Source organism: Mesorhizobium sp. M4B.F.Ca.ET.017.02.2.1 (genome assembly GCF_003998955.1).
Lineage (GTDB): Bacteria > Pseudomonadota > Alphaproteobacteria > Rhizobiales > Rhizobiaceae > Mesorhizobium > Mesorhizobium abyssinicae.
Window position 1 is genome coordinate 1 of record NZ_RZOF01000171.1, and the last position, 12,960, is coordinate 12,960.

The window sequence follows — 12,960 nt, forward strand, 5'->3', positions numbered from 1 at the left end:
CTGTGACGCCCATGAACTGGCCGAGCGTGGTGGCGTAGGTAGCGGCGATCGAGGCGAAGATCGCGGTCCTCGCATCGGGCGCATAGCCCGCCGCCAGCATCAGCGCCATGAACACCAGGATCAGCACCGGCCGCACCAGATAGGTCGGCGACAGCGCGAACAGTGCCCATGAATTCGCCCGCGCCAGCCCTTGCAGGAGATCGCCCAGCGCGATCATCGGCAGACAGATGACGCCGAGGATGAACGGCACGACATAGTAGTTCTCGATCCAGGGCGAGAACAGCCAGACGCCGAGCGCGCCGAGGCCGGCGATGGCCGTCGAGGCGACCAGCACGAACAGCCGGCTCGCCATCACGATGCCGCGCAGTTCGGCGAGCAGGCCGCGCTCGCGATATTCGGGGATGAAGCGGATGACGGAGGTGTGGAAGCCGAGGCAGGCGAGGTTGCCGACGATCACCATCGTCACCCAGACCAGCACGAAGATGCCGTATTCGAAGGAGCCCATCCAGCGCGCCATCAGCACCTGGCTGACGAAGGCGATAACGGCGCTGATGATGCGGATGGTGAAGGCGATGAGCGACATGCGGCCGGCCTCGCCGCGCTCGTCGGCGGTGAACAGCACGGCATCGATGCGGCCAAGCAACGGGCTCACGCGCAGCGCCAAGCGCTGCGGCAAAAACCGCCCGGCAGTCGTCGCCGCGGAAAAGCGCACCCCGATTATTCTCCGTTTTCCGCCTCGTTTCCTGCGTTTCGGTCTAGCGAAAACACATTAAGAAACGGTTGGGTGAGAAGCCTTCCTTCTCCCGTCACTATACGGGGAGAAGGTGCCGGCAGGCGGATGAGGGGCGGCGCGAGCTTCGCCTTGCGGGGCGGCATGACGAATGGCGAGCGAGGGCCGAGAAGTTGCCGGCACGACGTAGTCGCCGGCTGGCAGGCCAGTCGCTATCGTACCCTCCGAACGACCTTTGACAACCAATAAAGTTTGGTTCTAATGCCGTGGCGCGGAGGGGGCATGAGTCAGCTTTTAATTCAGGAATATCTCAACGAAATTGACAGGCTGCGGAAGTTCTCCGGGTCCTTCACCGAGGGCGTCATCTCGGAAGCGTTCAAGGATCTGCTGAAAGCGTGGTCGCGGCAAAATAACCTGCATTTCATTAGCCAATACGAATTTCTATCGCCTCAGAAAAATCGCATCCGTCCTGACGGGACGATCCTGCATGACCTGCGTGTGCCCCTTGGCTACTGGGAAGCTAAGGACACGGCAGATGATCTCGACGAGGAAATTCGCAAGAAACTGGCCAAGGGCTATCCGCAAGACAATATCATTTTCGAGAATTCTGACACGGCAGTTCTGATCCAGAATCGGCAGGAAATTTTTCGCTGCTCGATGACGGACACCGAAAAGCTGCTGAAGCTGGTATCGCTGTTCTTTAAATACGAACGGGAGGAAATCCGCGATTTCCGAAAAGCTGTTGAGCAGTTCAAGCACGATATTCCGGCGGTGCTGACCGCACTTCGTGAACGCATCGACGCGGCCTATGACAAGAATTTGGATTTCCGCGCGTCGGCGGACAAATTTCTGCAGCACGCCAGGGACACGATCAACCCTTCGGTCGGCGAAGCCGATGTTCGGGAGATGCTTATTCAGCATGTATTGACCGAGGAAATCTTCGCCCACGTCTTCGACAACGGCGACTTTCATCGTGAGAACAACATTGCCAAAGAGCTTTATGCGCTGGAAGCGAAATTCTTCACCGGCCAGGTGAAACGCGAAACACTGAAGAGGTTGGAGACCTACTACGCGACTATCCGCGCCAATGCGGCGCTAATTTCCAGCCATCAGGAAAAACAGCAGTTCCTGAAGCTGATCTACGAGAATTTCTACAAGGTCTACGATAGGAAGAAGGCCGATCGGCTGGGCGTCGTCTACACGCCGAATGAGATCGTGAAATTCATCATCGAAGGCGCCGACTGGCTGACGCAGAAACATTTCGGCAGACAACTTATCGACGAGCATGTCGAGATTCTCGACCCGGCGACCGGCACCGGCACTTTCGTATGCGAGCTTTTGGAGCATTTCCGCGGACAACCGCGAAAGTTGGCGCACAAATACAAAAACGAATTGCATGCCAATGAGGTGGCGATCTTACCCTACTATGTGGCGAACCTGAACATTGAGGCGACCTATGCCGCGATCTCGGGCCAGTTCGCGGAGTTTCCCAACCTTTGTTTCGTCGATACGCTGGACAATGTAGCGGGGCTTGGGATCAAAGCGGGCTATCAGCACGACATGTTTGCCGGGCTGTCGGAAGAAAACGTCGAGCGCGTAAAGCGGCAGAACAAGCGGAAGATTTCGGTCATCATCGGCAACCCGCCGTATAATGCCAATCAGGCAAACGAGAACGACAACAACAAGAACCGTGAATATCCGCGCGTCGATCAACTCATCAAGTCGAGCTACATCCGGCTCTCCACCGCAGAAGACCAAGGTCTACGACATGTATGCCCGGTTCTTCCGCTGGGCGTCAGACCGCATGGCCGACGACGGCGTGCTGGCGTTCGTCACCAACCGAAGCTTCATAGAAAGTCGAACCTTTGACGGGTTCCGAAAGGCGGTGGCGCAAGAATTCAATGAAATCCACATCGTCGATCTTGGCGGAGATGTCCGTGCCAATCCCAAGCTCTCCGGCACAAAGAACAACGTTTTCGGCATCCAGACGGGTGTTGCGATCTCCTTCTTCGTCAAACGTCATAAGCAGAAGGGCTGCAAGATTTTCTACGCGCGTCGTCCGGAGTACGACACCGCTGAGGATAAGTTGAGCTTTCTGGCGAATGCCAAGGCGTCGACTATTTCCTATCAGCGTGTCGAGCCGGACAAGAATGCGAACTGGGTCAATCTTACCGAGAACGACTGGGGCGACATGATCCCGGTGGCTGGAAAATCTTTCAAGAAGAGTTCAAATCTTAGAAATGTCAAAGCCATATTTGGTGATTACTCGATGGGATATATTACGGCTCGCGATGGTTGGGTTGTAGGCGATAGCGAGAAGCAAATCGAAGTAAAAGTCCGATACTTGATCGATGCCGCGAACTTGACGACAGGCGTTGCTCCTATGGCCAATTCCGGCGCAAGTCGAACCACGACCATCAAGTGGTCTCGTTCACTTCTCCGGTCAATCGCTTCCGGAAACAAGTTAGAATATGAGCCAGCCTCATATCGGGAAACGTTGTATCGACGATTCAGCAAGAAACTCGTCTATTTTTGGGAGTTCTCTTGTCGAAATGCCGAACAAGATGCCGGCGTTTTTCAAACACGGCCGGAATCAGTCGATATTTTTCAATGACCCTGGAGCCCGGGCTCCATTTAGTCCGCTCGCAACTGATGTTCCCGCCGAGTTTCATCTTGCCGCGAGCTCCGATGGGTTCCAATGCCTCCCCCGCTACCGATACACGTCGTCAGGTGAACGCGTCGACAACATCACCGACTGGGCGCTGAAGGAGTTTCAGAAGGCTTATGGCAGAGACGGGCAGGGCACCCCGACTTCCCCGTTGGAAAAGGAGAGTGACGGCTCGCGGAAGGCGGTTCTGGCACTGACCAAGGACGACATCTTTCGTTATGTCTACGGTGTGCTGCACGACCCTGTGTATCGCGAGAACTACGCGCTGAATTTGAAGCGGGAGTTTCCTCGCATTCCGTTCTATCCCGACTTCTGGCGCTGGGCGGAATGGGGGAAGCGGCTTATGGACCTGCATATCGGGTACGAGACGGTCGAACCGTGGCCGCTGGAGCGACTGGACACTCCAGACGAGAAGGCGCGAGCGGCGGACCTTGCGCCCAAGGCGCTGCTTAAAGCCGATCACGACAACGGCATCATACGAGTCGACACCGAAACGCATCTTTCTGGCATCCCGAAGGAGGCGTGGGACTACCGACTTGGCAATCGCTCAAGCCTCGATTGGATTCTCGATCAGTACAAGGAAAAGACACCGAAAGACCCGACGATCCGGGAAAAGTTCAACACCTTTCGTTTCGCCGACCACAAGGAGAACGTCGTCGATCTCTTAGCCAAGGTGACGCGCGTGAGCGTAGAGACGGTGGCAATCACCGAAGCGATGAAGGGGGCGAGGCGATAGAATGGTTGATAGTGAAGAATCTGGAGCGACCGGCATTTCGAGGTTGTCCTTGGTGCTGATTTTCGGAGGGGTGATAGTGCTGTGGATCGCTACACCGTTCGCCATGCGATGTATTTATCCGAACCTGTCTGATAGAGGCCTTTCCGGAGACTTATATGGAAGCGTAAATGCCTTGTTTTCAGGACTGGCGTTTGCTGGTGTTATAGTCGCCATTTTGCTGCAGAGAGAGGAGTTGGCCCTTCAAAGGGAGGAGCAAAAGCAGATGCGCGAAGAAGTCCAGCGGTCTACCGAAGCTCAGAATGAGGCGCAAAGGGCATTGAATAAGACCATATATGCCCAGACATTCAAGGTAGCTCTGGATATCATCGAATCGCCTGAAGCTGTTTCCGCGAGGGGCGTTGTTGCTCGTGCAAAGGAAGAATTTCGGAAGCCCGTAGGCGAGTGGGATGCGGGCCAGAGGGCCGCTGCGGAGACTGTGGCTAGAACTTTCGAATCGGTTGGAACGCTGATCAAGCATGGGCTACTTCCTGCGGCGTATATTGTAGAAACTTGGAGTGTCCCGATCGAAAGGAATTGGGTAGTCCTCGAGCCTTATGTGTTGGATCTTCGGGCATCGCGAAGCGATCCGTATGCTGCTGTAGATTTCGAAATTCTGGCTGACGAGGCCAGCAAATTCCTGCAAAAGTCAGCGAGAACTCCCTTGGCGAGCGCGGCTTCTCCAACAAGCGGATAGCCGAGCATCTGACCATCTCGCCGAAGACGGTCGATCACCATGTCTCGGCGGTGCTGGGCAAGCTGGACGCGGTCTCGCGCGGCGAGGCGTCCGCCGCCGCGCGCGCTTCAGGACTGGTGTGATCGCGAACGGCCGCGCTGCCCCTCATCCGGCCCTTCGGGCCACCTTCTCCCCGTGAACGGGGAGAAGGGAAGGTCGCCTTGTTCTGACGCAATTCCGGGCGGAAAACCGCTTCACACTTTTCCTGGAATTGCTCTCAAGCGAACGCGCCGTGGCAGTGCTTGTATTTCTTGCCGGAGCCGCAGGGGCAGGTCTCGTTGCGGCCGATCTTGCCCCAGGTGGCGGGGTTGTTCGGGTCGCGATCCTCCGCCGCGACGATCGCATTGGATTCCTGGCGCACCAGGAGCGCCGTCTCGCCGCCCTGGAAGTCGTCCTCGCCAGTCGTGCCGTCGATATGGCTGCCGAACATGTCGGGCGCCTCGGGCGGCGGCGCTTCGGCGGCCTGGCGGACCAGCTCGACACGCATCAGCTGCGCGGTAACGGCCTGACGCAGATTGCCGAGCATGCCCTGGAACAGCTCGAAGGCTTCGCCCTTGTATTCCTGCAGCGGATCGCGCTGGGCGTAGCCGCGGAAGCCGACGACCGAACGCAGATGGTCGAGATTGACGATGTGCTCGCGCCAGAGGTGGTCCAGCGTCTGCAGCACCACCGAGCGCTCGACATAGCTCATCACGTCGGGGCCGAAACGCTCGGCGCGTTCCTTGGCGGCCGTCTCGGCGGCGGCGGTGATGCGCTCACGGATGTCGTCCTCGGCGATGCCTTCTTCCTTGGCCCACTCCTCGACCGGCAGGTCGAGGTTGAGGAACTCGGCAACCTCGGCCTTGAGGCCGGCGACGTTCCATTGCTCGGCATAGGCGTTTTCGGGAATGTTCTTGGCGACGATCTCCTCGATGACGCCGTCGCGCATCTCGGCGACCGTCTCCGACAGGCCTTCGCCGTCCATCAGCTCGATGCGCTGCTCGAACACCACCTTGCGCTGGTCGTTGGAGACGTCGTCATATTTCAACAGGTTCTTGCGGATGTCGAAGTTGCGCGCCTCGACCTTCTTCTGTGCCTTCTCCAGCGCCTTGTTGATCCAGGGATGGATGATCGCCTCGTCTTCCTTGAGGCCGAGTTTCTGCAGCATGCCGTCCATGCGCTCGGATCCGAAGATGCGCATCAGGTCATCCTGCAGCGACAGGAAGAATTTCGAGCGGCCAGGGTCGCCCTGGCGGCCGGAGCGGCCGCGAAGCTGGTTGTCGATGCGGCGCGATTCATGGCGTTCGGTGGCGAGCACGTAGAGGCCGCCGGCGGCGAGCGCCTTTTCCTTCAGGCGGGCGACGTCGTCGCGGATTGCCTTTTCCTTGGCTTCGCGCTCCGGCCCTTCCGGAAGGTCGCCGAGTTCCTCGGCGATGCGCATTTCGGCGTTGCCGCCGAGCTGGATGTCGGTGCCGCGGCCGGCCATGTTGGTGGCGATGGTGATGGCGCCGGGCTTGCCGGCCTGGGCGACGATGGCCGCCTCGCGCTCGTGGTGGCGGGCATTGAGCACTTCGAAACTCTTGAAGCCGTCCTTGCGCAGGCGCTCGGCGAGCTGCTCGGATTTCTCGATCGAGGTGGTGCCGACCAGGATCGGCTGGCCCTTGTCGCGCGCGTCCTTGATCTCCTTGACGATCGCCTTGTACTTCTCGTCGACGGTCCGGTAGACTTCGTCGTCCTCGTCCTTGCGCACGACCGGCAGGTTGGTCGGTATCTCGGTGACCTCGAGATTGTAGATGTTGCCGAACTCCTCGGCCTCGGTCAGCGCCGTGCCGGTCATGCCGGCGAGCTTGTCGTAGAGGCGGAAATAGTTCTGGAAGGTGACGGAGGCCAGCGTCTGGTTCTCCGGCTGGATCGCCACGTGCTCCTTGGCCTCGAGCGCCTGGTGCAGGCCTTCCGAATAGCGGCGGCCGGGCATCATGCGTCCGGTGAACTCGTCGATGATGACGATCTCGCCGTTGCGCACGATATAGTCCTTGTCGCGCTGGAACAGCTGGTGCGCCTTGAGCGCATTGTTGACATGGTGGACGATGGCGACGTTCTCGACGTCATAAAGCGACTCGCCCTTCAGAAGGCCGGCGTCGCGCAGCATGTTCTCGAGCTTCTCGGTGCCTTCCTCGGTGAAGATCGAGGTCTTCTGCTTCTCGTCGATCTCGTAGTCGGCCGGGCCGAGCTTGAGCATGAAGGCGTCGATGGTGTTGTACATCTCCGAACGGTCCTCGAGCGGACCGGAGATGATCAGCGGCGTGCGCGCCTCGTCGACCAGGATGGAATCGACTTCGTCGACGATGGCGTAGCTGTGACCGCGCTGCACCATCTGCGCGCGCTCGTATTTCATGTTGTCGCGCAGATAGTCGAAGCCGAGCTCGTTGTTGGTGGCGTAGGTGACGTCGGCGGCGTAGGCGGCGCGACGCTCCTCGTCGGAGAGACCGTGGACGATGACGCCGACGGTGAGGCCGAGGAACTTGTAGATGCGGCCCATCCATTCGGAGTCGCGGGTGGCGAGGTAGTCGTTGACGGTGACGACATGGACGCCCTTGCCGGCGAGCGCATTGAGATAGACGGGCAGGGTGCCGACCAGGGTCTTGCCCTCGCCGGTGCGCATCTCGGCGATGCCGCCATTGTGCAGCACCATGCCGCCGATCAGCTGCACGTCGAAAGGACGCAGGCCGAGCACGCGGCGCGCGGCCTCGCGCACAGTGGCGAAGGCCGGGATCAAGAGATCATCGAGCGAGGCGCCATTGGCGATATCCTGGCGGAACTTTTCCGTGCGGCCGCGAAGCTCGACGTCGGAAAGCGCCCGCATCTCGTTTTCCATGGCATTGATGGCCTCGACCCGCGGCCGGGTCGCCTTCACCCGGCGATCGTTGGAGGAGCCGAAAACCTTACGGGCGAGACCGCCGAGACTGACCATCCAATGGCCCTTTCGATAGCATTCTTAATCGTTGCGACAGGCACCGGGCGGCCCCATCAAATCCGCGTGAAACGCGGACAAACGCAAAAAGCGCCCGGAAAACGGTTCTGGACGCAAAGTCGTTGGACAGATAAGAGGGGGCTCAAACGATGTCAACGCCGCGCTGGTCCTGCCGACCGCGCCAAATTCCGCCACAATCTGGCCGATCTGAAGCCATTCAGCCCAAGCAATCCCCACCGGAGTTAATCTTGATGACCTTATCGTTCCGCCGTGCGTCGCTCGCCAGCCTTGGCCTGGCATTCGGACTGTCGGCTCTGTCGCTGTCGCCGCTGATGGCGCAGGAAACCGCCCCGGCCCAGCCGGCTGCCCCGGCCGCGGCCGCCAAGCCGGTCGATCCGAACGCCGTGGTCGCGACGATCAACGGCCAGCCGCTGACCGAGGCGGACCTTGGGCTTGCGGAAGGCGAGCTGTCGCAGCAGTTCCAGCAACTGCCGCCGGAACAGCGCCGCGCGGCCGCCCTTTCGGCGGCCATAGAGATCCGCGTCATGGCGGCCCAGGCGGTCGCCACCGGCCTCGACAAGGATGCCGACTTCCAGCGCCGCATGGCGTTCCTGCAGCAGCGCGCGCTGCATGGCGAGATGGTCGAGAAGGGCGTCGTCAACAAGGTGACCGACGCCGAGATTCGCGCCCGCTACGACCAGGAGATCGCCAACACGCCGCCGGTCAACGAGGTGCACGCCCGTCACATCCTCGTGAAGACCAAGGAAGAGGCAGAGGCGATCATCAAGCAGCTCGACGGCGGCGCCGATTTCCAGAAGCTTGCCAACGAGCACACCAGCGATCCGAGCGGCAAGTCCAACGGCGGCGATCTCGGCTGGTTCGGACCGGGGCAGATGGTTCCCGAGTTCGACAAGGCGGCGTTCGCGCTCGAGGTCGGCAAATACACCAAGGAGCCGGTGCAGTCGCAGTTCGGCTGGCACGTCATCAAGCTCGAGGACAAGCGCGCCAAGCAGCCGCCGGCCTTCGAGGAGGTCAAGGACCAGGCCAAGCAGGCCGTCATCCGCGACAAGTATTTCGCGCTGGTGAAGCAGCTGCGCGCCGACGCCAAGGTCGAGATCCCCGACGCCAACCTGAAGAAGGCGGTCGAGACGATCGAAAGCGGCAAGTAAGGCCCGCGACAGCTCATCAGTCTTGCGAAGGGCGCCGTTCGGCGCCCTTTTCGTTTGCGGCATGGAAACAAGCGTGTCGTGCCGGCAGCCCGAGCCCGGCGGCTCAGCGCTTGGCGGAAATGCCGGAGATCACATAGCGGACGGCAGTGCGCAGCGTCGCCTGGTCCTCGTCGAGCCGGTTGGTAAGAAGGTGCCTCCAGGCATAGGAGGCGATGAGGTCGGCGACGATGCCGGCATCGACTTCGGGCGCGACCTCGCCGCGCGCCTTGGCGCGCTCGATCACCTGGCCGGTGTGGGCGCGGCGTCCGGTCGCGTAGCCGGCCAGGGCCGCCGCAGCGTGGCTATCCGACTGCGCCTCGGCGATCAGCGATCTGAACACATTGCCCGACGCTGTCAGGCGCCAGTGCGCGAACAGGTTCTTCAGGAAGCCGACAAGATCGTCCTCGAGATTGCCGGTGTCGGGGACGTCGACCCGCTTCTGCCGCTGGTAGACGTCGAGCAGCAGGGCGGCCTTGCTCGGCCACCAGCGATAGATGGTCGGCTTGCCGGCCCGCGCCCGGCGCGCCACCGCCTCGATCGAGAAGCCGGAATAGCCGGCCTCCGCCAGCACCGCCTCGGCGGCGTCGAGAATGGCGTCGGCGCTGTCGGGATTGCGCCTGGCGCCGATCGATTTGCGCCCGGTTCCGGCGGCCTCGCCCATCTGCCTTGTCCTTGCCGATATGTCTTGCCCGCAGGATACAAGGCTTCTCGGTGAAACGATACGGCCCGTTCCGGGGCCTCCCCAAATGCGCGGCCTTGCAGGCGTGCGGAGCGGGTTGGCGCGGCCGGCAGGAGCGACGAAAACGCCCTTGCGCCGGCGCGTCGTATCGGGCAAACCGGCCTTCCCCAGCGTTTCCGCCGCCCGAGGTCCTCATGTCCGCAACGATTTCGCCGCTCGCGCCGAAGAAATATCCAAAAATGCCCGCGATCGAGGGCGTGCGCATCGCCACCGCCGAGGCGGGGATCAAATACAAGAACCGCACCGACCTCCTGGCCATGGTCTTCGATCCGGGCACCGCCGTCGCCGGGGTGTTCACCAAGTCGAAATGCCCGTCGGCGCCGGTCGATTTCTGCCGGCAGAACCTCGGCGCCGGCAAGGCGCGCGTGCTGGTGGTCAATTCCGGCAACGCCAATGCCTTCACCGGCAAGAAGGGCCGCGCTTCAACGGCGCTGACCGGCGAGGCGGCGGCCAAGGCCGCCGGATGCGCCACTAGCGAGGTGTTCCTGGCCTCCACCGGCGTCATCGGCGAGCCGCTCGACACGGCCAGGTTCAGCCATCTGCTCGCCGGGCTGGTCAAGGACGGCAAGCCCGACCTGTGGACCGAGGCGGCCAAGGCCATCATGACGACCGACACCTATCCGAAGGTGGCGACGGCGACGGTGAAGCTCGGCGACGCCAACGTCACCATCAACGGCATCGCCAAGGGCGCCGGCATGATCGCGCCCGACATGGCGACCATGCTCTCCTTCATCGCCACCGACGCGCCGATCGCCGCACCCGTGCTGCAGGATCTGTTGTCGCGCGGCACCGCCAAGACCTTCAACGCGGTCACCGTCGACAGCGACACCTCGACCAGCGACACGCTGCTGCTGTTTGCCACCGGCGCCGCTGCCAAGCGCGGCGCGCCCGCGATCAGCGATGCCAAGGACGCGCGGCTCGGCGCGTTCCGCCGTGCGCTCGGCAAGGTGCTGAAGACGCTGGCGCTGCAGGTGGTGCGCGACGGCGAGGGCGCGCGCAAGCAGGTCGAAGTCACCGTCACCGGCGCCAAGTCGGCCCGTTCGGCCAAGCGCATCGCGCTGTCGATCGCCAATTCGCCGCTGGTCAAGACGGCCGTCGCCGGCGAGGACGCCAATTGGGGCCGCGTCGTCATGGCGGTCGGCAAGGCCGGCGAACCCGCCGACCGCGACCTTTTGTCGATCTGGTTCGGCGACAACAGGCTGGCGCATGAGGGCGAGCGCGATCCGGCTTATTCCGAGGAAGCGACCTCGGCCTATATGAAGCGCGACGATATCCGCATCCGCGCCGATATCGGCATCGGCCGCGGCAAGGCGACGGTGTGGACGTGCGACCTCACCAAGGAATATGTCGCCATCAACGGCGATTACCGGAGCTGAGGGCGTTGGTGTCCAGACATCCGGCAAGCATGCTCGCGACCGTGCGCCGCTACGAGGCGGCCGGTTTCCGCGCCTGGCCGGCGGCCGCCGTCCATTATGACGGCACCTGGGTGGTACGGCTGACGGCCGGGCATCCGGCCAAGCGGCTGAACTCGGTCAATCCGCTCGACCCCGGCGACACCCAGCACATCGCCGAGCGCATCGGCCGCGCCAGCCGGCGTTTCGACGCCTATGGCCGGCCGCTGACGTTCCGAATATCGCCGCTGTCAGGCCCTGTCCTTTCCAAACATCTCGACGGCGAAGGCTGGAGCAGATTCGACGAATCCCTGGTGATGCGGCTGCCGCTGGCCGACGCCCGGCTCGACACCGCCATGGACCAGATTCCGCTGAAAGACATCAGCCGCTTCATCGGCGCGTCGCTGAAGGTCAGCGGCTCGGACGTGTCGCTCAGGCCAGGCCTGTCGGAGATCATCGGCGCCATCCAGCCCGAGGCCGGGCTGTTCGCGCTCGAGGACGGCAACGAGCCGCTGGCGACGCTGATCTGTGTCCATGACGGCGACCTCGCCGGATTGTTCGAGATCGCCACCGACAGATCGGTGCGCAACCAAGGCCACGGCCGCAACCTTATCCTGTCGGCGCTGAAATGGGCGCGGCTGCGCGGCGCGCGGGAGGCCTGGCTGCAGGTCGAGGCCGGCAACGCGCCGGCGCTGGGGCTCTACCGGTCGCTGGGCTTCGAGGAGGTCTACCGCTACCACTATCGTCGGCCGCCCGGCGCATGAGCGAGGTCAAGCCACCCGGCAAGCGCCTGCTTCTCGTCGCCGCCTGCGCGCTGGTCGATGCGGATGGTCGCGTGCTCCTGGCGCAGCGCCCCGAAGGCAAGCAGCTCGCCGGCCTGTGGGAATTCCCGGGCGGCAAGGTCGAGCCCGGTGAAACACCTGAGGAGTGCCTGATCCGGGAGCTCCAGGAGGAACTCGGCATCGAAACGGACATCCCCTGTCTCGCGCCGCTCACCTTCGCCAGCCACAGCTACGATGATTTTCACCTGCTGATGCCGCTCTTCGTCTGCCGCCGCTTCCGCGGAATCGCGCAGCCAAGGGAAGGGCAGGGGCTGAAATGGGTGCGGCCGCGCCAGATGCGCGACTATCCGATGCCGCCGGCCGACGCGCCGCTGATCCAGTTCCTCATCGATCTCCTGTGAGCGCCTGGGCGCTGGTTTTAGCCAGCGTTAATGGAAGATTTATCCCGGTGTGGAAAATTGAGGCAAAGCCGGGTCCCGGCCGATTCGCGTGGGGAGCGATTGCATGAGCCTCGACAAAGACTGGGACTCGATCCGGCCGGAGCGCGGCTTTCGCGCCGCCGATGCCGGTATGGGCATATTGCGCATCACGCTTCTGTTCGGCTCGGCCGCGGTGGCGCTCGCCTTGATCGCCGCGCCTTTGCTCGACAGCCAGACCCGGTCAGCCCGCGACGGTTTTGCCGGCGTCGACACGATGAGCACCGGTACGATCGGCCATCGCGACACCTATACGCTGCGCCGCAGCGTCTTGCAGCCTCTGCCCAGTTCGGTCTGCGTGATCCGCAGCGACGGCTCGCGCAGCGGGGAGTGTTGATATAGTTAACAAATTTCCGAGAAACGACCCGTTTCACCGCCTGTTAAGCTTTTGCCGTTAACCTTTCTTAACAGGTAGGAGCTATGGTCCTGGCAAGAGGGATCGATGACCATGAAAAAGCTTCTGCAACAGTTCGTCCACGACGAGAGAGGCGCGACAGCCATTGAATAT

Annotated in this window: 13 protein-coding genes; 10 read left to right on the plus strand and 3 right to left on the minus strand. The window is 62.0% G+C overall.

The window, feature by feature from the left end; all coding sequences use genetic code 11:
- Window positions 1-712: oligosaccharide flippase family protein (locus EN738_RS19940; protein WP_145966883.1), on the minus strand; the 712-nt coding region annotated here is incomplete at its 3' end.
- Window positions 713-1,012: 300 nt separating this feature from the next.
- Here EN738_RS19940 and EN738_RS36365 point away from each other — a divergent pair.
- The 5 genes from EN738_RS36365 to EN738_RS19955 are packed head-to-tail and all read left to right on the plus strand — an operon-like array spanning window position 1,013 to window position 4,989.
- Window positions 1,013-2,599, plus strand: coding sequence for an N-6 DNA methylase (locus EN738_RS36365; RefSeq protein WP_245494585.1), 1,587 nt, complete (start codon window positions 1,013-1,015; stop codon window positions 2,597-2,599).
- Window positions 2,535-3,344: a type ISP restriction/modification enzyme gene (locus tag EN738_RS36775; protein WP_281034314.1), complete on the plus strand. Its 810-nt coding sequence runs from the start codon at window positions 2,535-2,537 to the stop codon at window positions 3,342-3,344. Before EN738_RS36365 ends, EN738_RS36775 begins: the two co-directional genes overlap by 65 nt.
- Window positions 3,283-4,134 (plus strand): type ISP restriction/modification enzyme, encoded by an 852-nt coding sequence (locus tag EN738_RS36370; RefSeq protein ID WP_281034315.1) that lies wholly within the window; start codon window positions 3,283-3,285, stop codon window positions 4,132-4,134. The genes EN738_RS36775 and EN738_RS36370 overlap by 62 nt, the downstream gene beginning before the upstream one ends.
- Window position 4,135: 1 nt before the next feature.
- A complete protein-coding gene (locus tag EN738_RS19950; protein ID WP_127285205.1) occupies window positions 4,136-4,867 on the plus strand; it encodes a hypothetical protein in 732 nt (243 codons plus the stop codon).
- A gap of 14 nt (window positions 4,868-4,881) precedes the next feature.
- Window positions 4,882-4,989, plus strand: a complete 108-nt coding sequence (locus tag EN738_RS19955) for a helix-turn-helix transcriptional regulator (protein WP_245478143.1) — start codon at window positions 4,882-4,884, stop codon at window positions 4,987-4,989.
- A gap of 134 nt (window positions 4,990-5,123) precedes the next feature.
- Here the strand turns inward: EN738_RS19955 and secA are convergent, their stop codons facing one another.
- Window positions 5,124-7,856, minus strand: a complete 2,733-nt coding sequence (gene secA / locus EN738_RS19960) for a preprotein translocase subunit SecA (RefSeq protein ID WP_127285206.1) — start codon at window positions 7,854-7,856, stop codon at window positions 5,124-5,126.
- A 251-nt stretch (window positions 7,857-8,107) separates the two neighbouring features.
- Here secA and EN738_RS19965 point away from each other — a divergent pair, with 251 nt between their 5' ends.
- Complete coding sequence (locus tag EN738_RS19965; RefSeq protein WP_127285211.1) at window positions 8,108-9,025, plus strand: peptidylprolyl isomerase; 918 nt, start codon at window positions 8,108-8,110, stop codon at window positions 9,023-9,025.
- Between the two features lie 103 nt (window positions 9,026-9,128).
- Here EN738_RS19965 and EN738_RS19970 read toward each other — a convergent pair whose 3' ends face one another.
- Entirely contained in the window at window positions 9,129-9,725 is a 597-nt protein-coding gene (locus EN738_RS19970; RefSeq protein WP_127285207.1) for a TetR/AcrR family transcriptional regulator, read from the minus strand.
- Between the two features lie 212 nt (window positions 9,726-9,937).
- Here EN738_RS19970 and argJ point away from each other — a divergent pair, with 212 nt between their 5' ends.
- From argJ to EN738_RS19990, 4 genes are all read left to right on the plus strand, one after another.
- Complete coding sequence (gene argJ / locus EN738_RS19975; protein WP_127285208.1) at window positions 9,938-11,179, plus strand: bifunctional glutamate N-acetyltransferase/amino-acid acetyltransferase ArgJ; 1,242 nt, start codon at window positions 9,938-9,940, stop codon at window positions 11,177-11,179.
- 29 nt (window positions 11,180-11,208) lie between these two features.
- Window positions 11,209-11,958: a GNAT family N-acetyltransferase gene (locus tag EN738_RS19980; RefSeq protein WP_127285212.1), complete on the plus strand. Its 750-nt coding sequence runs from the start codon at window positions 11,209-11,211 to the stop codon at window positions 11,956-11,958.
- Window positions 11,955-12,377, plus strand: coding sequence for a (deoxy)nucleoside triphosphate pyrophosphohydrolase (locus EN738_RS19985; protein ID WP_127285209.1), 423 nt, complete (start codon window positions 11,955-11,957; stop codon window positions 12,375-12,377). The genes EN738_RS19980 and EN738_RS19985 overlap by 4 nt, the downstream gene beginning before the upstream one ends.
- Window positions 12,378-12,480: 103 nt before the next feature.
- Window positions 12,481-12,789 carry a hypothetical protein gene (locus EN738_RS19990; RefSeq protein WP_127285210.1) on the plus strand — a complete coding sequence of 103 codons (309 nt, stop codon included), beginning with the start codon at window positions 12,481-12,483 and terminating at the stop codon, window positions 12,787-12,789.
- Window positions 12,790-12,960: the final 171 nt, after the last annotated feature.